The 20,577-nt window shown below is 33.9% G+C and carries 20 protein-coding genes; 13 read left to right on the top strand and 7 right to left on the bottom strand.

Annotated features, from left to right (window positions below; all coding sequences use genetic code 11):
- Positions 1–154: 154 nt before the first annotated feature.
- The 3 genes from WMO18_RS03255 to WMO18_RS03245 all read right to left on the bottom strand — a co-directional run bounded on the left by WMO18_RS03255 (position 155) and on the right by WMO18_RS03245 (position 2,907).
- Positions 155–1,141: a YitT family protein gene (locus WMO18_RS03255; RefSeq protein ID WP_211147871.1), complete on the bottom strand. Its 987-nt coding sequence runs from the start codon at positions 1,139–1,141 to the stop codon at positions 155–157.
- 93 nt (positions 1,142–1,234) lie between these two features.
- Positions 1,235–1,960, bottom strand: coding sequence for an NAD-dependent protein deacylase (locus WMO18_RS03250; RefSeq protein WP_367286314.1), 726 nt, complete (start codon positions 1,958–1,960; stop codon positions 1,235–1,237).
- A gap of 8 nt (positions 1,961–1,968) precedes the next feature.
- Positions 1,969–2,907, bottom strand: a complete 939-nt coding sequence (locus tag WMO18_RS03245; RefSeq protein ID WP_211147869.1) for an L-lactate dehydrogenase — start codon at positions 2,905–2,907, stop codon at positions 1,969–1,971.
- A 112-nt stretch (positions 2,908–3,019) separates the two neighbouring features.
- On the opposite strand from WMO18_RS03245, the gene WMO18_RS03240 reads away from it, so the two are divergent.
- Entirely contained in the window at positions 3,020–4,288 is a 1,269-nt protein-coding gene (locus tag WMO18_RS03240; RefSeq protein ID WP_248004695.1) for a chloride channel protein, read from the top strand.
- A gap of 23 nt (positions 4,289–4,311) precedes the next feature.
- A complete protein-coding gene (locus WMO18_RS03235; RefSeq protein ID WP_211147868.1) occupies positions 4,312–5,040 on the top strand; it encodes an HAD family hydrolase in 729 nt (242 codons plus the stop codon).
- A 67-nt stretch (positions 5,041–5,107) separates the two neighbouring features.
- Here WMO18_RS03235 and WMO18_RS03230 read toward each other — a convergent pair whose 3' ends face one another.
- Positions 5,108–7,036, bottom strand: a complete 1,929-nt coding sequence (locus WMO18_RS03230) for an NAD(+) synthase (RefSeq protein ID WP_248004694.1) — start codon at positions 7,034–7,036, stop codon at positions 5,108–5,110.
- A gap of 101 nt (positions 7,037–7,137) precedes the next feature.
- Positions 7,138–7,722 (bottom strand): YARHG domain-containing protein, encoded by a 585-nt coding sequence (locus tag WMO18_RS03225; protein ID WP_022505056.1) that lies wholly within the window; start codon positions 7,720–7,722, stop codon positions 7,138–7,140.
- A gap of 217 nt (positions 7,723–7,939) precedes the next feature.
- Between WMO18_RS03225 and trkA the strand changes: the two genes are divergently transcribed.
- Both trkA and WMO18_RS03215 read left to right on the top strand, forming a co-directional pair.
- Positions 7,940–9,295 (top strand): Trk system potassium transporter TrkA, encoded by a 1,356-nt coding sequence (gene trkA / locus WMO18_RS03220; RefSeq protein WP_022505057.1) that lies wholly within the window; start codon positions 7,940–7,942, stop codon positions 9,293–9,295.
- Entirely contained in the window at positions 9,292–10,743 is a 1,452-nt protein-coding gene (locus WMO18_RS03215; RefSeq protein WP_022505058.1) for a TrkH family potassium uptake protein, read from the top strand. The genes trkA and WMO18_RS03215 overlap by 4 nt, the downstream gene beginning before the upstream one ends.
- A 63-nt stretch (positions 10,744–10,806) precedes the next feature.
- On the opposite strand, the gene WMO18_RS03210 is transcribed toward WMO18_RS03215, so the two are convergent.
- Both WMO18_RS03210 and WMO18_RS03205 read right to left on the bottom strand, forming a co-directional pair.
- A complete protein-coding gene (locus WMO18_RS03210) occupies positions 10,807–11,454 on the bottom strand; it encodes a 4'-phosphopantetheinyl transferase family protein (protein ID WP_022505059.1) in 648 nt (215 codons plus the stop codon).
- Positions 11,455–11,489: 35 nt separating this feature from the next.
- On the bottom strand, positions 11,490–11,885 hold the full coding sequence (locus WMO18_RS03205) for a hypothetical protein (protein ID WP_022505060.1): 396 nt from the start codon (positions 11,883–11,885) through the stop codon (positions 11,490–11,492).
- 211 nt (positions 11,886–12,096) lie between these two features.
- Between WMO18_RS03205 and alr the strand changes: the two genes are divergently transcribed.
- The 9 genes from alr (at position 12,097) to WMO18_RS03160 (ending at position 20,557) form a co-directional block, all read left to right on the top strand.
- The gene (gene alr / locus WMO18_RS03200; RefSeq protein ID WP_022505061.1) at positions 12,097–13,260 is read left to right on the top strand and encodes an alanine racemase; all 1,164 of its coding nucleotides are present in this window, start codon (positions 12,097–12,099) and stop codon (positions 13,258–13,260) included.
- Between the two features lie 251 nt (positions 13,261–13,511).
- The gene (locus WMO18_RS03195; RefSeq protein ID WP_367286313.1) at positions 13,512–14,963 is read left to right on the top strand and encodes a sugar transferase; all 1,452 of its coding nucleotides are present in this window, start codon (positions 13,512–13,514) and stop codon (positions 14,961–14,963) included.
- Positions 14,964–14,973: 10 nt separating this feature from the next.
- Positions 14,974–15,870, top strand: a complete 897-nt coding sequence (gene rfbA, locus WMO18_RS03190) for a glucose-1-phosphate thymidylyltransferase RfbA (RefSeq protein ID WP_211148314.1) — start codon at positions 14,974–14,976, stop codon at positions 15,868–15,870.
- A gap of 21 nt (positions 15,871–15,891) precedes the next feature.
- The gene (gene rfbB / locus WMO18_RS03185) at positions 15,892–16,911 is read left to right on the top strand and encodes a dTDP-glucose 4,6-dehydratase (protein WP_211148313.1); all 1,020 of its coding nucleotides are present in this window, start codon (positions 15,892–15,894) and stop codon (positions 16,909–16,911) included.
- Entirely contained in the window at positions 16,911–17,825 is a 915-nt protein-coding gene (gene rfbD / locus WMO18_RS03180) for a dTDP-4-dehydrorhamnose reductase (RefSeq protein WP_211148312.1), read from the top strand. Before rfbB ends, rfbD begins: the two co-directional genes overlap by 1 nt.
- A 19-nt stretch (positions 17,826–17,844) precedes the next feature.
- Positions 17,845–18,447: a dTDP-4-dehydrorhamnose 3,5-epimerase gene (rfbC, locus tag WMO18_RS03175; RefSeq protein WP_211148311.1), complete on the top strand. Its 603-nt coding sequence runs from the start codon at positions 17,845–17,847 to the stop codon at positions 18,445–18,447.
- A 9-nt stretch (positions 18,448–18,456) separates the two neighbouring features.
- Complete coding sequence (pssD, locus tag WMO18_RS03170; RefSeq protein WP_211148310.1) at positions 18,457–18,921, top strand: PssD/Cps14F family polysaccharide biosynthesis glycosyltransferase; 465 nt, start codon at positions 18,457–18,459, stop codon at positions 18,919–18,921.
- 8 nt (positions 18,922–18,929) lie between these two features.
- The gene (locus WMO18_RS03165) at positions 18,930–19,427 is read left to right on the top strand and encodes a glycosyltransferase (protein ID WP_211148309.1); all 498 of its coding nucleotides are present in this window, start codon (positions 18,930–18,932) and stop codon (positions 19,425–19,427) included.
- A gap of 11 nt (positions 19,428–19,438) precedes the next feature.
- Complete coding sequence (locus WMO18_RS03160) at positions 19,439–20,557, top strand: polysaccharide pyruvyl transferase family protein (RefSeq protein ID WP_367286312.1); 1,119 nt, start codon at positions 19,439–19,441, stop codon at positions 20,555–20,557.
- The last annotated feature ends 20 nt before the right edge of the window (positions 20,558–20,577 follow it).

The following is a 20,577-nucleotide window of genomic DNA, read 5'->3' as shown; positions in this document are numbered from 1 at the left end:
AACAATCCCTCAGTCGCTCTTTAAGAGTAAATTGTCATTCTTCCAATTTACAAGCGACAGCTCCCTTTACACAAGGGGGCCTTATTTGCTAAAATTTAACATTTTGCATTTAGCCCTACAAACCCTAATTTGTACCATAAAATAAAAACTAAAATCAGCCTAATTTTTCTGACAAATCGGTTTTGATTTCTTCCTCTAGGGTTGGGGTTTCTGTATTGGTAGGAGTTTCATCAACGGAATTATTACTTCCGTTATCATTTTTATTAGCCGGAAAAATATCTGCCACATCATTCAGTGAAATGTATGCTTTAGGGTCAATGTTATGTACGATAGTTTTCATTTTACCAACTTGAAAACGATTAACAACATAGTAAATCATTGTCTTTTTTGAGTTGGAATAATAACCCTTAGCATCAACAGTAGTGATACCGTTTTCAAAAGTATCTGAAAGTGCTTTACACACTTCTCTAGGTTTTGTAGTAATAATGAAAGCTGCCTTTGAACGGTCAAAACCTTCAATAATAAAGTCAATTGTTTTTAGTGCTGCTGCATAAGTAACGATTGAATAAAGTGGCAGTACCCAAGAGTTAATTACCAAACCACATATTATGTAAAGAATAACATTGAAAATCATTACAAATGTGCCGATAGAAAGGTTTAACTTCTTTGCAAATACAACTGCAATAATTTCCATACCGTCCATTGCACCACCAAATCTAAGTGCAAGACCACTGCCACAACCTGAGATTACACCACCGAATATAGCACATAAAAATAAATCTGTACCGGCTAGTGGTGATACTAGGCTAACATCAATAGGAAGCACATCGGTTATTAAGTATGCTGAAACAGAATAAATAATAACGGTGTAAATTGAGTAAAAAGTAAAACTTGCACCTTCTCTTTTTAAGCCAAATAAAAATATAGGAATATTCAGCACAATAAGAATAAGAGAAAGGCTACACCATTCAGGTGTTACTTGTGAAATCAACATTGATGTACCGGAAATACCACTGTCATATAGCTTAACCGGTGCTAAAAACAATGTAACACCAAAGGCGTTTATAATACCGGCTAATGTCAGCACCAATATATTTAGTGGCTTAATCTTTCTTATTCCATTAAGAATTTTGTTTGTCATATAAATCTCCCTTTCTTTTCTCTTTCCAATAAAGTTTGTGAGGTTTATATATATGAAATGTACTTTGCCTTTTTTCAAAGTGCATTTGTTTTATTAAATTTTAATTTGAGATAGTACTTCTCCAACTTTGCCGTGAATAACTAGGTCAGCCATTTTGTCAGCTGATGTTTCGCTAAGATTAATCAGTACAAGGTGATTGCCTTTAAAGTATCTGATAAAACTTGCTGCCGGATATACCACAAGGCTGGTACCTGCAATAATAAGTGTGTCACAGTTAGAAATAGCATTAATTGCATTTGTTACGATTTCATCATCAAGACCTTCTTCATATAGCACAACATCAGGTTTGATAATTCCACCACACTTTGTACATTTAGGAATAAGGCCTTTACTGTTCTTTACAAATTCAGCATCATAAAATGCGTGACACTTTGTACAGTAGTTTCTATGTATGCTACCGTGTAGCTCATAAACAGTATGACTGCCACCGGCTTGATGAAGTCCATCAATGTTCTGAGTTACAACGGCAGAAAGTTTTCCTTTTTCTTCTAACTTAGCAAGGAAAGTGTGTGCCTTGTTAGGTTTAGCATCTAGGCACATCATTTTGTCCTTGTAAAATCTGTAGAATTCTTCAGGTTTATATTGGAAAAATGTATGGCTGATAATTTGTTCAGGTGGGTATTTGTATTTTAAGTTGTACAACCCATCAACAGAACGAAAGTCAGGAATACCACTTTCTGTGCTAACACCTGCACCACCAAAGAAAACAATGTTATTACTATTATCGATTATTTCTTGTAATTTCTCAATATTTTCCATAATACCACCTACATCTTAATACTTTTAAAGTAATCTTCAAGAGCATCACAACTTTCTTGAAGTTTTTTCATTTCTGTATCAGTTAGTGAAAGTTCAATAAGTGACTTTACACCACTTTGGTTTATTATAGCCGGTGTACCGGCATAAATTTTTTCTTGATTGTAACAACCGTTTAAGCAACAAGAAACAGTGAGAACTGAATTTTCATTTTGTAAAATTGCCCTACAAATCTGCACAATTGCCATACCGATTCCATAGTATGTTGCACCTTTTGCATCAATGATTTTGTAAGCTGAGTTTCTAACCTCAGCCTCAATTCTCTCAATATCCCTTTTCTTAAAGGTGTTTGGATTATCCTGTAGCACATCATCAACTAATTTTGTGGATAACAGTGCCTGACTCCAAGGTACAAACTCTGTGTCACCATGTTCACCCATAACATATGCGTGAACACTCCTTGGGTTAATTCCAAAATAATCACCTAGAAGGTATCTAAGTCTTGCTGAGTCAAGGGTTGTACCTGTGCCAAAAACTCTAGACTTTGGAAATCCTGAGATTTTTGCAGTAACCCTTGTCATAACATCAACAGGGTTTGTGGCAACTAAGAAAATTCCCTTAAAGCCACTTTCGCATACAGGTGCAACAATGGACTTAAAAACTTCTGTATTTTTCTTTAGTAACTCAGGTCGTTTTTCTCCACTTTTTTGTGGAGCACCGGCACAAATTACAACAATGTCTGCATTGCTACAATGGGTATATTCCCCTGAATAGATTTTCATTGAAGAATTTGAAAAGGCTAAACCATGGTTTAAGTCCATAGCCTCACCGATTGCTCTTTCTTTGTTAATGTCAATAAGCACAAACTCATCACATAAATTTTGGTTAAGGGAAGCATAAGCAAAGCTCATACCTACCATTCCTGTGCCAACAAGTACGATTTTTTTCATATTAATCTTCCTTTATATAATAGCATAAATACTGAAAAAATTAAAGGTTTTAACTTTTATAATTGATAATACCTAATATTAGTGGTATAATTGTCCCATTGGAGATGAAAATTTGAAAAAGTTTTTTTGGATATCAAAAATGAAGATTATGCGTATTTTCTTATACGCCGGAATTTTTGTTAAGTGGATTATCATTGCTTCCATCACCGGGGTTTTGGGTGGATTTATAGGAGTTGTTTTTAACAAAAGTATTTCCTATGTAACAGATTTGCACCAGCAGTATCCGGCACTTTTATTCTTAATGCCTGTGCTTGGTTTACTGATTGTTTTAATGTATGACAAAGCAAAACTTTCAGGTGACGGTGGTACTAATTTAATATTACATTCAATCAGACACCTAAAAGGTGTGCCTATTATTATTGCACCTATGATTTTTATTAGTACAGTTCTTACTCACTTGGTTGGTGGTTCAGCCGGTAGAGAAGGTGCTGCACTTCAGCTAGGTGGTAGTATCGGTGCTCAGGTTGGTAGAATTTTCAGACTTAGTCAAAAGGATATGAATGTTGCCGTTATGTGTGGTATGGGTGCTTTATTCTCAGCACTTTTCGGTACACCATTAACTGCTGCTTTCTTTGCTATGGAAGTAATAGCCGTTGGTGTGCTTTACTACTCAGCATTCGTACCTTGTGTTGTATCAAGTCTTGTAGCCTATGCAATAAGCTACTTGTTCAAAGGTTTTACTTTGCCTTACAACCCACCGAAAGTACCACACCTTTCACTTGTTTCAATGTTACAAACAGGTGGACTTGCAATTCTATGTGCCTTTATTAGTATTCTTTTCTGTTTAATAATGAAATATACTAAGGAAGGATTAACCAAATTATTTAAAAACCCCTACATTAGAATGTTGTGTGGTGGTGTTATTTTTATAGCATTGGCTATGATTTTTGGTGATGAATATACAGGCCTTGGTGCAAAGACTATTGTAACAGCAGTAAATGAAGGTCATGCAAATTACTATGACTTTATTTTGAAAATGATTTTTACAGCAGTAACAATGGCTATCGGCTTTAAAGGTGGCGAGATTGTTCCTACTTTGTTTATTGGTTCAACATTTGGTTGTGCTATTGGTGCACATTTAGGACTTGACCCTACATTCGGTGCAGCAGTTGGCATTGTGGCAGTATTTTGTGGTGTTGTAAACTGTCCTATTGCATCAATACTTTTAAGCATAGAACTATTTGGTGGAGAAGGAACTGCCTTTTATGTTGTGGCAGTTTGTATTAGTTATATGCTTTCAGGCTATTACAGTATTTATAGTAGTCAGAGATTTGCTTACAGTAAGCTTCGTGCAGAATATGTTAATATGAAAGCAAATTAGTTTATGGAGAAGGAGAGAGATAGATGATTAAAAATATATTCTTAGATTTGGATGGAACTATGCTTCCTATGGATATGAAAAAGTTTATGAAACTTTATTTTTCTTCAATGGCAGAGGCAGTATGCCCTTATATAGAAATGAGTCCTGAAACATTACGAAAAGCATTACTTGGTGGTATGGAGGCTATGTATCAAAACCAAGGTGCTATGTCAAACAAAATGTGCTTTTGGAACAAGGTTGCAACAATGGTTGGACCTGAGATTATCAACGATATTCCTATGTTTAACGGTTACTACGAAAACGAATTTATCCTAACAAAAGAGGCTACAACAGTAAACCCATATTCAAGAAAAATTGTTGATGAGGTTAGAAGAAAAGGTTATAACACAGTAATGGCAACAAACCCATTCTTCCCAAAAATCGCAACAGAAAGACGAGTAAAGTGGGCAGGTCTTGATAAAAACGATTTTTCTGTAATTACTACATATGAAAATTCAAAGTATTGTAAGCCAAACCCAAAGTACTTTATTGAAACTTGTGAAATGGCAAAATGTAAACCGGAAGAAACTTTGATGGTTGGTAATGATGTTAGAGAAGATATGATATCTGCTACAATCGGTATGGAAACATTCCTTGTTACCGATGACCTTATTAACAGAGATAATGTTGATATTAGTGGTTATAAGCAAGGTAGCCTAAAGGATTTTTACGAATATTGCTTACAGTTACCTGACTTAACAGAAGAACAGTAAAAATATAATTAGTATAAAAATAAGGGTTGCACTTCTGTGCAACCCTTTTAGTATGCTTATTATTAAATTATAAACTTTCAACCTCATCAAGCCATAGCTTTGCACTTGAGTCTGTTGGCATACGCCAATCACCTCTTGGAGATAAGCAAACTGAACCAACCTTTACACAGTCAGGTAGGCAACTTCTCTTGAATTGCTGAGTGAAGAATCTATGATAGAATGTTTTTAACCATTTCTTAATTGTGTCCTTGTCAAATTCACCGTCAAAAGCAGTAACTGCAAGTGAATAAATTTTCTTTGGTCTAAAGCCAAAACGAAGAACATAGTATAAGAAAAAGTCGTGTAGCAAATACGGACCAACCTTTTCTTCTGTTTTCTGAGCAATTTTGCCATCTTTAGTAGGAGGCAAAAGTTCCGGAGAAATCGGTGTGTCAATAATATCTTCAAGAGTAGCAGTACTGTCTTTAAAGATATTGTTCTTTGCAACTGCGTCAATCATCCACTTAATAAGTGTTTTAGGAATTGAGGCATTAACACCGTACATTGACATATGGTCGGCATTGTATGTGCACCAACCAAGTGCAAGTTCTGAAAGGTCACCTGTACCTACAACAATACCACCAACCTTGTTGGCAACATCCATCAGTACTTGAGTTCTTTCTCTTGCTTGTACATTTTCGTAAGTAATATCGTGTACTTCTTCGTTGTGACCAATATCCTTCATATGCTGACGACAACTGTCTGCAATAGGAATTTCCATTGTAGTAATGCCCAGTGTTCTCATTAAGTCAAGGGAATTGTTGTATGTTCTGTCAGTTGTACCGAAACAAGGCATTGTAACACCAACAACATCAGTCATTGGTTTGCCCATTCTGCGACAAACTTCACCACAAACCAGTAGTGCTAGGGTAGAGTCTAGACCACCACTTACACCAACAACCATTTTGCCACCAATAACAGAAATTCTCTTTCTTAGTCCCTCAACTTGCATTGAGAAAATTTCTAAGCATCTTTCAAGTTTCTTGCTATTGCTTGACGGTACAAATGGTGTTTTGTCAATGTAGTACATTTCACCATTTGATACAATCTCATTATCGCTTAAATAATCCACATTTACTGTGTCAAATGTGGAAAACATATTGTTTGTGATACAGTCTTTATATGACTTGTTCTTTAATCTGTCAAAACGAATTTTGCCTAAATCTGTATCTGTAATCAGTAGGTAGTTGTTTTCAATAATTTCTTTGTTTTCCTTTAAGATAACACCGTTTTCACAAATAATTGAGTGACCACTGTAAATAAGGTCTTGGGTGCTTTCTCCTGAACCGGCTGAACAATATACATATGTTGCAATGTTGCTACCACTGTTTTGTTTAACCATTGAGTTTACATAATCTCTTTTGCCAATAAGTGCATTACTTGCTGATAGGTTAAGGATAATTTCAGCACCTGACATAGAAAGTACAGTTGATGGTGGAACAGGTGTCCATAGGTCTTCACAAATTTCTACACCAAATGTAAAACCATTTGCATCAAATACATTTTGTGAGAATGGTACTTCTTCACCATCAAAGTTAATAAAACTGTCTTCTGTGTCCATACTTGTACTGAACCATCTTTTTTCGTAAAACTCATTGTAGTTAGGTAAATAAGTCTTAGGTACAATACCGTAAACAGTACCCTTAGAAATTACAACGGCACAGTTGAAAAGTTGATTTTTGTGCTTGATAGGAGCACCTACAACAAAGATACCCTTTAGCCTTTCAGACTTTTTCTTAATTTCAATTAGGCTTGAATATGTTTTGTCAAGTAGTTCTTTCTGGAAGAATAGGTCTTGACAAGTGTAACCTGTAATAGATAATTCAGGAAAAACAGTAATGTCAACATTTTCACTACTTGACTTTTCCATCATTTTAATATGTTCTTCAGTATTTTTTGTAGTATCTGCTACAGTAGTTTTGATTACGGCAGAGGCTACTCTTACAAAATCGTTCATAATAAACCTCGTAATGTTTTACTAATATTATAAGCATATTTTATTAGTTTTATAGGTTGTTGTCAATAAAAAAGGGCAAGTAAAAACTTGCCCTAATGTTTTTATCTGTATTGTGCCAGTAGGTTTTTGTTGTAGTTGTCATCTGCACTAAAGAGTGATTCAACAGTTGTTTCTGAAGTGTATCTTGGTACATACCATGACTGACTTTCATAATAAGCTTGAATACTCTTTGTTTTGAATATGTAACCATAACTTGCGTAAATGTCGTTGATTTTGTTCTGAATTTCTGTCTTAGACATTTTGCTAACTTCACTTGCAGTTAGTCGGTTACTGCTTGGTGCAACATACTTTGTTGTTGGAGCAACATACTTTGTAGTAGGTGCTACATACTGTGTAGTTGGAGCAACATAATGTGTTGTAGGTGCTACATACTGAGTAGTAGGAGCAACATACTTAGTTGTTGGCTGTGTATAAGGTTTAGTTGTTTTCTTAGTAGTTGATGGCTTTGTTGTAGCCTTTGTAGATGAGGTTGCCTTAAAGCTGAATGATACAGACTGAGAAACTGTTACAGTAGGTTCTTTAGGTTCGCTACTTGAACTGCTGTTATTATCTGTACTACAACCTGCAAATACTAGTAGTGCAGAGGATAAAGTCACAATAGATAAAATAGTTAAAAACTTTTTCAAAATTAATATACCTCCTTAATAGTACATATTTAACTTTACTTTAACAAATAAAATAGATTAAGTCAATAAAAAAGCGACAATTGTAGAAAATGTTCCAAAACTGTAATAACTTTTCTGTTATATTGGGACTTTTTAGGTTTGATTTTTTGTTTCATAGTGATATAATAATACTGGTATATTATAAATTACAAATTACAAATTACAGGGGTATTGTGTAATGAATGTTATTGTAATCGGTGCTGGTAAGATAGGCAAATGCCTTATTAGCAGCCTGAGAGAAGAAAACTATGATGTTGTTGTGGTAGATATTGATGAACAGAGAGTTGACAGAGTTGTTGATGAACAAGATGTCAACGGTGTACTTGGTAACGGTACTCAGTGTGATACTCTGAAAGAAGCAGGAGTTGAGAACGCTTACCTTGTAATTGCTACAACATATTCTGATGAAATAAATATCCTTTCTTGTTTAATTGCAAGAAAAATGGGTGCAAGACATGCTATCGCAAGAGTTAGAAGTCCTGAGTATGTTAATCAGATTGACTTTATGAGAAATGAACTTAGCATTTCTATGATGGTTAACCCTGATATGAGTGTTGCTTCGGAAATTTCCAGAATTCTAAAATTCCCTACTGCAACTAATTATGAAACCTTTGCTAATGGCAAAATTGATATGATTGAAATATCTATCAAAGAAGGTAACAATATTATTGATAAACCTATTTATGAGATTTCTCAGATTTACGGTAATGAATTCCTAATTTGTGCCGTAAAGCGTGGTGAAGAGGTATTTATCCCTAACGGTAACTTTATAATCAGAGAAAAGGATAATATCTATATTACCGGTATCCATAAGCAAGTTGTAAACTTCTTAAAGGGTATGGGAATCTTAAAGGATAAGGTTAAGAATGTTATGATAATCGGTGGTTCAAAGATTGCCTTTTATCTTTCTGCAATTCTTGCAAAGATGAGTATTGATGTTACTATTATTGAAAAGAACAGTGACAGATGTAAGTTCCTTGCCGGTCATCTTCCTGAGGCCAGAATTGTACTTGGTAACTCTGCTGACCATAAACTTCTTATTGAAGAAGGCATTGACAGATGTGATGCAGTTGTTACTGTTACAGACAGCGATGAGGCTAATTTCCTTGTCGCTATGTATGCACAGAACTTGCATGTTCATAAGCAAGTAACTAAAATTAATGAACCTGAGTTTTTCCAACTTTATGAGAAGGTAATGGGAGAAAGTGCGATTTCACTTAGTCAGGTAACTTCTTCTACTATTGTTAAGTATTTAAGAGCAAAGCTTAATGCTAATAGTGACCAGATTAGAAACCTATATAAACTAATGGGTGGCAGAATTGAGGCTATTGAGTTTGTTACTCCAAATGATGCTGATTATTTAGGAAAGCCAATTCACACTTTAAAGTTTAAGAAAGACATTCTTGTTGCAGCAATTAGCAGAAAGAAAAAGATTATTTTCCCTAACGGTGATGATACAATTGAGGCCGGTGACTCAATTATCATTGTTACTAAGAGTAAATCAATTCGTTCAATCGAGGATATATTTGTATGAATTACAGAGCAGTAGTAAATGTACTTGGCAAGATAATGTTTATGGAAGGTGCTTTGATGATACTTCCACTTATCGTTGCTATTATTTATGGTGAATATGATACACTGATTGCATTTTTGATTCCAATAGTTATTTTAGTTAGTATTGGACTTGCTTTTGGTGTGAAAACCCCAAAGAATAAAATGCTTCTTGCTAAAGAGGGTTTTATGATTTGTGGTCTTGCGTGGATATTTATGTCAGCATTTGGTTGTTTACCATTTGTTATTTCAGGTATGATACCTAACTATCTTGACGCATTTTTTGAAACAGTTTCCGGTTTTACCACAACCGGTTCATCAATCTTAACTAAGGTTGAGGGTAATCCTTATGGATTATTATTTTGGAGAAGTTTTACTAACTGGATAGGTGGTATGGGTGTTATTACATTCTTAATGGCTATTGTACCTCAGGGTGACGGTCAGGCAATGCACCTAATGAGAGCCGAAGTTCCGGGACCTAAAGCCGGTAAAATTGTTAGTAAGCTAACTGATACAGCCAGAATTCTTTATATTCTATACTTTATCTTAACTGCACTGGAGATTGTTATGTTAATGTTCTCCGGCATTGGCTTTTATCACAGTGTTGTTACTGCTTTTGCAACTGCCGGTACAGGTGGTTTCTCGGTAAAGGGTGCATCTATTGCCGGTTATCACAGTCCGTATGTTGAATATGTGGTTGCAACATTTATGTTATTGTTCGGTGTAAATTTTAACCTATATTTCTTTATGATACTAAGAAAGTTTAAGGCTGTATTCCAAGATACTGAACTAAAGGTTTATTTAGGAATGGTAACTGCAAGTGTCGTTTTGATATGTGTTAACTTACTTTCAACAGGTAAAATGGCATTTGAAACTGCCTTTAGAGATTCTTACTTTACAGTTGCTTCCATAGTCAGTACCTCAGGCTTTGTAACTGCCGATTTTGAGCAATGGTCTGTATTTTCTAAGGTAATACTGATCAGCTTAATGTTTGTTGGTGGTATGGCAGGTTCTACTGCCGGTGGTATTAAGGTTACAAGAATTGTACTTTACTTTAAGCAGATGATAAGAGATATTAAGCAAATGGTACGCCCTAGACAGGTTATGAGTGTTAGAATAAACAAAAAAAGTGTTGATAACAGTATTCTAAAGGGTATCAACACATACCTTGTTATTTATGTGTTTATTCTTTTAGCAAGTACATTGCTTGTCAGCATTGAGGGTGAATCCCTTGTAACTACTTTTACAGCAGTAGTTACTTGTTTTAACAATGTTGGTCCTGGTATGGATGGTGTTAGTGCAACTTCTAACTTTGCACATTTATCTGCTTTAAGCAAGATTGTTCTTTCTTTCGATATGCTTGCCGGTAGACTTGAGATTTTTCCTATGATGATTCTATTAATTCCATCAACTTGGAAAAGAAGAGTTTAATCAAAAATCAATATAAATACAAAAATGGCACTTCAAATGAAGTGCCATTACTTTTGTTGTTGATTATTTAGTTTCTTCTAATTTAAAGATTTCATCGGTAACATCTTCCAAAGTTTCCGAAAATCTGTTATCTTCACTACAAACAGAAAGTTTATAACCGGAAACATCATATTCCTTAAAGTAGTAGAAATTTCTGTTGATTCTGTTGTCAATTCTGATTTTTTCATCATCAATATGAATTGTAAATCTCTTTAAATCTTTGCCAACACCTGAACCAATGCATTTTAGAAATGCTTCCTTTAAAGTCCAAATCTGTGTAAATGTTTTATCAGGGTCATAGCTACGGTCAATTTGTACACATTCATCAAGTGTAAAAAATCTTGGTGCAATATGCTTGTTACCTCTTTGCATAAGTTCAATATCAACACCCACAGGCTCTGTACCGCCTTTTGTCAGTACAACATACTTACCACTATGACTAATGTTAAATTCGGTATTGTTGTTTTTAGGCTTGCCGTTTTTGTTTAGAGAATGAATATCCCCAACATATTTTTTTATTAGTAGTCCTGCACCTAAAGATTGCTTTTGCTTTGTAAAGGTTCTTAATTTTAATATTTTTTCTTTTCTAGTGTCATCAACCTGTTCCAGTAACTGTTCAAATAGTTCTCTGCTATCTAGTGGGTCGGTATTTAAAATAAATGTTTCAACCATAATTTTCTCCTTTTGCAAAATTTAAATTTTGCATATCACTCTTTACTATCCATTTCTATATTAGAATTTGCTTGTTTAATTAGCATAGCTAGGAAAAATAGAACCTTAAAGAATAGAAATATTCCGGCAAATATCATAACTGTCCATCCGAATAAATGGGTAACTGAACCTAAAGAAAAGCACAGAATAAATGCAAGTCCTATTACAATAAACTCAACAACCGATGCTATTTTTGGTACAAAAATAAGCATTGCTAAAAAACAAGCATATAAAATTAACGCAGTAACTTTGGAAGAAGAAATCATCAGCCATTTGCACACTTGGTCAATCGGTACCAGCATTGCAAGAAATGGAATAATTATCTTAAAAATTATAAAGAAACTTCTTCCAAATTTTTTACATATAAAATCAAAAAAATTTACTAATAACATATCTTTTCCTCAGTTTCATATATAATAAATTTTAACATATTTAATAGAAAAAGTCGAGGGTTTATAGAGGTTAATGCGCCTTATATTTTTAGAATATTATAGTACAAAAATCTGAAATATAAAAGTAGTTAAATAAAAAACTTAAATAAACTTGATTATCCTTGTTTGGAAATGTATAATTATAAAGAATAAACGAAAAGAAGTGTTTACAATGGAAAAATATTATAGAGCAAAAGCTAATATAAATTTAGATGCAATCCATCATAACTTTCAGTTAGTTAAAGACAGTATCAAAGAAGGTACTCAGTTAATGGCAGTTATCAAGGCTGACGGTTATGGTCATGGTGCAAAACAAATTGCAAAGTATTGTGACGACTTAATTGATAGATATGCAGTTGCAGTTGTAGAGGAAGGTGTTGACCTTAGAGTAGCAGGTTTTACAAAGCCTATTAATCTTTTGGGATATACCGATAAGTTACAGTATGAAGATGTAATTAACTATGATTTAATTCCTGCAATTTTCTCTTATGATATGGCTAAGAACTTTTCTGATACAGCAGTAAAGATGAATAAGTTTGCAATATGTCACCTGGCACTTGATACAGGTATGAGCAGAATTGGTTTTGCCGATACTGATGAAAGTGTTGAAGTTATTAAGGAAATTGCAAAATTGCCTAATATTAAGATTGACGGTATGTTTACTCATTTATACAGAGCTGATGAAGTTGATAAAAGTATTGCTATTGACCAGTATAACAGATTTATGAACTTTAAAGAAAAGCTGGAGAATGAGGGAATAGAGCTTAAGAATTGCCATGTTAGCAACTCAGCAGCTATTATGGAATTACCTAATATGAACCTAAATATTGTTCGTAGTGGTATTATCAACTATGGTCTATATCCTAGTCACGAAATGAGAGAAGAAGATTTTAAGATTATTCCGGCTATGGAACTAAAAACTTCTGTTTCATTTGTTAAGACTATCTGCAAAGGTGTTGCAGTTGGTTATGGTGGTACTTATGTTGCTGATAAGGATACAATAGTTGCAACTGTTCCTGTTGGTTATGCTGACGGTTATCCTCGTTCACTAAGTAACAAAGGTCAAGTTCTTATTCACGGTAAGAGAGCTAATATTATTGGTAGAGTTTGTATGGACCAGTTTATGATAGATGTTACAGATATTCCGAATGTTAAGGTTGGAGATACAGTTACTTTAGTAGGTAAAGATGGTGATGAATTCTTATCTTGTGAAGAAGTAGCCGAAACAGCCGGTTCATTTAACTATGAGTTTGTTTGTGATGTTAGTAAGAGAATTCCTAGAGTATATTACTTTAACGGTAAAATAGTGGATGAAGTCCATTATGTTGGAATTTAATATAATTTATAAGGGTATCTGGTTGTAGATATCCTTTTCTTTTGCCATTTTTTAGTATATATCTTTGACGATATAACTACTTATAGTCAAATATCAATAAATATTTATAATAATTTACATTATTTTGGTTATTCGATACATTGAAAGAATAATGATTTTTTTGTATAATATTATATGTATTATTGTGTCTAAAAATGTAGATACAATAGGCATTTAAGGTGATTTGTGGAATAGTTTGTTGGAGGGATATTGTGTATAAAAAGCGTTATCAAAGTTGGCGAAAGCATTTTGACTTTTTATTGTTAGATTTATTTTGCTTACATTTGGCTTATTTATTTTCATATTTAATAATTTTTAAAGGGCAAAACCCTTATGGAAATACATTTTATAACAATGCATTACTTGTTGTAACTTTAATTGATAGTGCAGTTATTGTTTTTTATCAGACCTTCAGAAATGTAATACAGAGAGATTTGTTTAAAGAAATTTCTATAACGGTTAAGCACTCGATAATGGTTGCATTACTTTCTATTATTTCAATCTATATTACAGATACAACAAACTATTACAATAGATACTTGCTGCTATTGATGTTTGTATTCTATGTTGTAATTACTTTTACTGTTAGATGTTTGTGGAAATTGTTTCTAACTAAAAGAGCAACTAACGGTGGCAAAAGAAAGCTATTTATTGTTACAACAGAAAGTTTAATGGAAACCGTACTTGACAATATCAGAAATAAAAATTATCAAAGGTATAACATAGTTGGTATTTCTGTTATTGACAAGGATTTAAAAGGTGAATATATAGATGGTGTAAAGATTGTTGCAAATAGCGATGATGTATATGAGTTTGTTTGCAAAAACTGGGTTGATGAAGTATTTATCAATTTAGACCAAGAACAACCTTACCCAACATTCCTAGTTGATATGTTTGAAGAAATGGGTGTTATCACTCACATTAAGTTGTTTAACGAAAATAATACATTAGGTAGAAAACAATTTGTTGAACATATGGCAGGTTATACTGTACTAACTACTGCAATTAACTATGCCTCACCTTTCCAACTGCTTGTTAAAAGACTGATTGATATTGTAGTTGGTATTATTGGTTGTGTTTTAACAGGGATAGTAACACTTATAATCGGTCCATTAATTAAAAAGGCAGATCCCGGTCCAATATTTTTTGCTCAAGAAAGAGTTGGTGAAAACGGTAAAACCTTTAAAATGTATAAATTCCGTAGTATGTATATGGATGCTGAGGAAAGAAAAAAGGAACTTGAAGAACACAATAAAGTTGGTGACGGTCTTATGTTTAAAATGGATGAAGACCCAAGAATTATTGGTTTTGAAAAGTTACCGGATGGTACAACTAAGAAGGGAATAGGTAATATTTTAAGAAATACAAGCCTTGACGAATTTCCTCAATTTTTAAATGTACTAAAGGGTGATATGAGTTTAATCGGTACTCGACCACCAACAGTTAATGAAGTGCAGAAGTATGAACTTCACCATAGAGCAAGACTTTCTACAAAGCCGGGTATTACAGGCTTGTGGCAGGTTAGTGGCAGAAGTGACATTACCGATTTTGAAGAAGTAGTAAAACTTGATACACAGTATATCCAAAACTGGTCATTAGGTTATGATGCGAAAATTATTCTAAAAACTATAAAAGTAGTCCTTAAAAGAGAAGGTTCAATGTAAGGAGTAAAATATGAAAGGTATTATTTTAGCAGGTGGATCCGGTACAAGACTATATCCACTTACAAAGGTAACATCAAAACAGTTGTTACCTGTTTATGACAAGCCAATGATTTACTATCCAATGTCAGTTCTTATGAATGCAGGAATCAGAGATATTCTGATTATTTCAACTCCAGCTGATACACCAAGATTTGAATCATTACTTGGTGACGGTCATCAGTTTGGTGTTAATCTTACATATGCAGTACAAGCAAGCCCTGACGGACTTGCTCAAGCATTTATTATCGGCGAAGAATTTATCGGTGATGACTGTGTTGCTATGGTACTTGGCGACAACATTTTCTCCGGTAACGGTCTTAATAAAAGACTTAAGAAAGCAGTTGAAAAAGCCGAAAGTGGTAACGGTGCAACAGTATTTGGTTATTATGTTGATGACCCTGAACGTTTTGGTATTGTTGAATTTGATGAAAACGGCAAGGCTGTTTCTATTGAAGAAAAGCCGGAAAAACCAAAGTCAAATTACTGTGTAACAGGTCTTTATTTCTATGACAACAAGGTTGTAGAATACGCAAAGAGTCTAAAACCTTCTCCACGAGGTGAACTTGAGATTACTGACCTTAACAAAGTTTATTTAGAGAATAATGCCCTTAATGTTGAGCTACTGGGTCAAGGCTTTACTTGGCTTGATACAGGTACTCACGAAAGTTTAGTTGAAGCAACTAACTTTGTTATGACTATTGAAAATCATCAGCACAGAAAGATTGCTTGTCTTGAAGAAATCGCTTATCTAAACGGTTGGATTTCAAAAGATGAAATAATGGCTGCTTATGAAGTTTTAAAGAAAAATCAGTACGGTCAGTATCTAAAAGATGTTATTGACGGAAAATATATTGATACACTTCATTAATTTAAGAAAGAGGAAAATATAATGACTATTATCGTAACAGGTGGTGCCGGCTTTATCGGCTCAAATTTCGTATTCCATATGCTAAAGAAATATCCGGACTACAGAATTGTATGTCTTGATAAGCTAACTTATGCCGGTAACTTGTCAACACTAGCTCCTGTAATGGATAACCCTAACTTCCGTTTTGTTAAGGAAGATATTTGTGACAGAGAAGCAGTGTATAAGCTATTTGAAGAAGAACATCCTGATATGGTTGTAAACTTTGCAGCAGAAAGCCATGTTGACCGTTCTATTGAAAACCCTGAAGTTTTCCTAGATACTAACATTAAGGGTACTGCTGTTCTTATGGATGCTTGTAGAAAGTATGGTATCAAGCGTTATCATCAGGTTTCTACTGATGAAGTTTACGGTGACTTGCCACTTGACAGACCTGATTTATTCTTTACAGAAGAAACACCAATCCACACAAGTAGCCCATATAGTTCATCAAAGGCAGGTGCTGATTTATTAGTTCTTGCTTATCACAGAACATATGACCTACCTGTAACAATTAGCCGTTGTTCAAATAACTATGGTCCATATCACTTCCCTGAAAAGCTAATCCCACTTATGATTGCTAATGCTTTAGCTGATAAGCCACTTCCTGTTTATGGTGAAGGCCTAAATGTTCGTGACTGGCTATATGTTGAAGACCATTGCAAGGCTATTGATTTAATCATTCACAACGGTAGAGTTGGTGAAGTTTATAATGTTGGTGGTCATAACGAAAAGAGAAACATTGACATTGTTAAGATTATTTGTAAAGAACTTAACAAGCCTGAAAGTTTAATTACATATGTAACAGACAGAAAAGGTCATGATATGCGTTATGCTATTGACCCTACAAAGATTCACAACGAACTAGGTTGGCTACCTGAAACTAAGTTTGAAGACGGTATCAAAAAGACAATTCAGTGGTACCTTGATAACCGTGAATGGTGGGAAACTATCATCAGTGGTGAATATCAGAACTATTACGAAAAAATGTACGGTGACAGATAATGAAGGTTTTAGTAACAGGTGTTGCAGGCCAACTTGGCCATGACGTAATGAACGAACTTCATAAAAGAGGTTACGAAGGTGTAGGTTCAGATATTGCACCACAGTACAGTGGTGCTGATGACGGTACAGCAGTAACAAAGATGGATTATGTACAAATGGATATTACTAACAGTGAAGAAGTAACTGAAACTATTAAAAAGGTAAATCCCGATGTAGTTGTTCATTGTGCTGCTTGGACAGCAGTTGATTTGGCAGAAGAAAAAGAAAATAAAGAAAAAGTAATGGCTATCAATGTTGGTGGTACAGAGAACATTGCAAGGGTTTGTAAAGAACTTGATTGCAAAATGGTTTATATCAGTACTGACTATGTATTTGACGGCTATGGTACAAGACCTTGGGAAGAAGATTGCAAGGACTATGCACCACTTAATGTATATGGTGAATCAAAACTTATGGGTGAAAAGGTTGTTAGCCTAAATCTAGAGAAATACTTTATTGTAAGAATTGCATGGGTGTTTGGTGTAAACGGCAATAACTTTATCAAAACTATGCTTAATGTAGGTAAGAAGTTTGATACCCTAAAGGTTGTTAATGACCAAATCGGTACACCGACATATACTTATGATTTGTCAAGACTTTTAGTTGATATGATAGAAACCGATAAATATGGTTACTACCACGCAACTAATGAGGGTGGATATATTAGCTGGTATGATTTTGCTTGTGAAATCTTTAAACAGGCAGATTATAAGACTAAAGTTAATCCGGTTACTACTGAGGAATACGGTGTGTCTAAGGCCAGACGACCATTTAACTCAAGACTTAACAAAACTAAATTAGTTGATAATGGATTTACTCCATTACCTGACTGGAAAGATGCTTTAAACAGATATTTAAAAGAAATTGATTATTAATTTATAAGAGGTAAGAGAAATGGGACAGATTAAAGTAACAAAGTGTCCAATCGAAGGACTATATATTATTGAACCGGCAGTACATGGTGACAATCGTGGTTATTTTATGGAAACATATAATCAGAATGATATGCACGAAGCAGGTCTTGATATGGTATTCGTGCAGGATAACCAAAGTATGAGTACAAAGGGTGTACTAAGAGGACTTCACTTCCAAAAGCAGTACCCACAGGGCAAACTTGTAAGAGCTATCAAGGGTAGAGTTTTTGATGTAGCAGTTGATTTACGTTCAGGTAGCGAAACATACGGTAAGTGGTATGGTGTTGAACTAACTGAAGAAAACAAAAAGCAGTTTTACATTTCAGAAGGCTTTGCTCATGGTTTCCTAGTTCTTAGTGATGAAGCAGAATTTTGTTACAAAGTAACTGATTTCTATCATCCGGGAGATGAAGGTGGTCTAGCTTGGAATGACCCTGAAATTGGTATTGAATGGCCTGAACTTGAAGGCGACTATGACGGTACTTGTGAAGTAGGTAATTATCACCTAAAGGACGGTACAAAGCTAAACCTAAGTGATAAAGACCAAAAGTGGTTAGGTCTAAAGGATACATTTAAGTTTTAAGAGGTAAAAATGAGTAAAGAAAATTTAAAAGTATGTTTAGTGGGTTCATCCGGTGGCCATTTAACACATTTATATATGCTAAAACCTTTTTGGGAAAACAAAGACAGATTTTGGGTAACTTTTGATAAACAAGATGCTAAGAGTATTTTGAAAGATGAAAGGATGTATCCTTGTTATTATCCTACAAACAGAAATATTAAGAACCTTATCAGAAATATAGGCGTAGCATGGAAGGTTTTGAGAAAAGAAAAACCGGATGTTATCATTTCTTCAGGAGCAGCAGTAGCAGTTCCTTTCTTTTATCTTGGTAAGTTGTTTGGTAAGAAACTTATCTATATTGAAGTTTTCGATAGAATTGATAAACCAACTATGACAGGAAAAATGGTATATCCTATTGTTGATAAATTTATTGTACAGTGGGAAGAACAGAAAGAAGTATATAAGAAAGCAATTAATTTAGGAAGTATTTTTTAGGTGAAAAAATGATATTTGTTACAGTTGGAACTCATGAACAACCATTTAACAGATTAATTGAATTTATTGATAATTTAAAACGAGATGGAAAAATTCAGGAAGAAGTCATTATGCAAACAGGTTTCAGTACATATGAACCTAAATATTGCAAGTGGTCAAAGCTTTTACCATATGATGAAATGATAAAGAATACTGAAGATGCTTCAATAGTGATTACTCATGGTGGACCTGCAAGCTTTATGATGCCACTGCAAATGGGAAAAGTGCCTATTGTTGTACCAAGACAGTTTAAGTTCGATGAACATATCAATGACCATCAGGTCGATTTTTCAAAAGCCGTTTATCAGAGATTTGGAAATATAATTCCAATTTACAATATTGAGGATTTAGAAGATGCAATTTTGAATTATGACGAAAAAGTATCTTCCAAAAATAATTCTGTTAATAGCAACAACAAAATTTTTAATGAGAATTTTGAGAAGATTGTTGATGATTTGTTTAAGTGAGAGGAAATATAATGTATAAAGTTGGAATATTATCTATGCAACGCATATTTAATTATGGTTCATTTTTACAGGCTATGGGCTTAAAATCTATCATTGAAGAATTAGGTGGAGAAGTTCAGTTTGTTGACTATCATCCCGGTGAATGTTTAATACCATCAAAGAGTAGTGGGGGCTTAAAGAGAAAGGTTGAAAAAGTAGTTGAAACATTTAAGTACAAAGCACCACTTTCCTCTAAATTAAAGTTCATTAAGTATAAGAAAAATTACGCTTCAAACTACTATCCATATTTGGGTATTACAGGTGAAATGAATTATTCACCAAAGGTTGATTTGTTGGTAATTGGTAGCGATGAAGTATTTAATTGTGTTCAAAATAATACAAATGTGGGTTTCACCCCTGAACTATTTGGTGCAGATAATAATGCCGACAGATTAGTGAGTTATGCCGGTTCTTTCGGCAATACAACACTTGATAAGATTAAACAATACAATATTTCTGAAAAATTAAAAGAATGGTTTGATGATTTTGACTCTATTTCTGTAAGAGATAAAAATAGCGTGAAAATTATCAAAACTTTAACAGGCAAAGATCCTTATTATCACATTGATCCGGTTTTGGCATATGACTTTATGAATAAGTGTAATGAAATTCCGAAAACAGTTCTGGAAAAAGAAAAGTATATGATCCTTTATGGTTATTCCGGTAGATTTACAGTTGATGAATGTGAGTTCATTAAAAGATATGCCAAAGAAAAAAGACTTAAGATTATTTGTATCGGTGGTGTACAAAACTGTTGTGATGAATTTGTTGATTGTTCACCATATGAAGTATTGGCATATTTTAAGAATGCAGAAGAAGTTATTACTGATACATTCCATGGTTCAATTATGTCAATAATTACACATAGAAAGTTTGTTACTCTTGTTCGTAACAGTGGTTATGGTAATGCAGAAAAGTTGACAGACTTACTTGGCAGATTGCATCTTGATAATAGAATTGTTAAAAATGTTAGAGGAACATCCGGTATTATGAATGATGATATTGATTATCCGTCTGTGGATAAAGTAATTAGTATGGAGAGAGAAAATTCATATAATTACCTAAAAAAGCAGTTGGAATTGTGCAAATAAATTGGGAATGTAGAGGTTCA

Origin of the sequence: Ruminococcoides intestinihominis (genome assembly GCF_040096285.1) — a bacterium.
Taxonomy (GTDB): domain Bacteria; phylum Bacillota; class Clostridia; order Oscillospirales; family Acutalibacteraceae; genus Ruminococcoides; species Ruminococcoides intestinihominis.
This window is presented reverse-complemented; position numbering and strand designations above follow the sequence as displayed.

Bases quoted from the DNA above. Each gene is read 5' to 3' on its own strand.
- WMO18_RS03255 (WP_211147871.1), bottom strand. From the start codon at position 1,141: ATGACAAACAAAATTCTTAATGGAATAAGAAAGATTAAGCCACTAAAT.
- WMO18_RS03250 (WP_367286314.1), bottom strand. From the start codon at position 1,960: ATGGAAAATATTGAGAAATTACAAGAAATAATCGATAATAGTAATAAC.
- WMO18_RS03245 (WP_211147869.1), bottom strand. From the start codon at position 2,907: ATGAAAAAAATCGTACTTGTTGGCACAGGAATGGTAGGTATGAGCTTT.
- WMO18_RS03235 (WP_211147868.1), top strand. From the start codon at position 4,312: ATGATTAAAAATATATTCTTAGATTTGGATGGAACTATGCTTCCTATG.
- WMO18_RS03230 (WP_248004694.1), bottom strand. From the start codon at position 7,036: ATGAACGATTTTGTAAGAGTAGCCTCTGCCGTAATCAAAACTACTGTA.
- trkA (WP_022505057.1), top strand. From the start codon at position 7,940: ATGAATGTTATTGTAATCGGTGCTGGTAAGATAGGCAAATGCCTTATT.
- WMO18_RS03215 (WP_022505058.1), top strand. From the start codon at position 9,292: ATGAATTACAGAGCAGTAGTAAATGTACTTGGCAAGATAATGTTTATG.
- WMO18_RS03210 (WP_022505059.1), bottom strand. From the start codon at position 11,454: ATGGTTGAAACATTTATTTTAAATACCGACCCACTAGATAGCAGAGAA.
- WMO18_RS03205 (WP_022505060.1), bottom strand. From the start codon at position 11,885: ATGTTATTAGTAAATTTTTTTGATTTTATATGTAAAAAATTTGGAAGA.
- alr (WP_022505061.1), top strand. From the start codon at position 12,097: ATGGAAAAATATTATAGAGCAAAAGCTAATATAAATTTAGATGCAATC.
- rfbA (WP_211148314.1), top strand. From the start codon at position 14,974: ATGAAAGGTATTATTTTAGCAGGTGGATCCGGTACAAGACTATATCCA.
- rfbB (WP_211148313.1), top strand. From the start codon at position 15,892: ATGACTATTATCGTAACAGGTGGTGCCGGCTTTATCGGCTCAAATTTC.
- rfbD (WP_211148312.1), top strand. From the start codon at position 16,911: ATGAAGGTTTTAGTAACAGGTGTTGCAGGCCAACTTGGCCATGACGTA.
- rfbC (WP_211148311.1), top strand. From the start codon at position 17,845: ATGGGACAGATTAAAGTAACAAAGTGTCCAATCGAAGGACTATATATT.
- pssD (WP_211148310.1), top strand. From the start codon at position 18,457: ATGAGTAAAGAAAATTTAAAAGTATGTTTAGTGGGTTCATCCGGTGGC.
- WMO18_RS03165 (WP_211148309.1), top strand. From the start codon at position 18,930: ATGATATTTGTTACAGTTGGAACTCATGAACAACCATTTAACAGATTA.
- WMO18_RS03160 (WP_367286312.1), top strand. From the start codon at position 19,439: ATGTATAAAGTTGGAATATTATCTATGCAACGCATATTTAATTATGGT.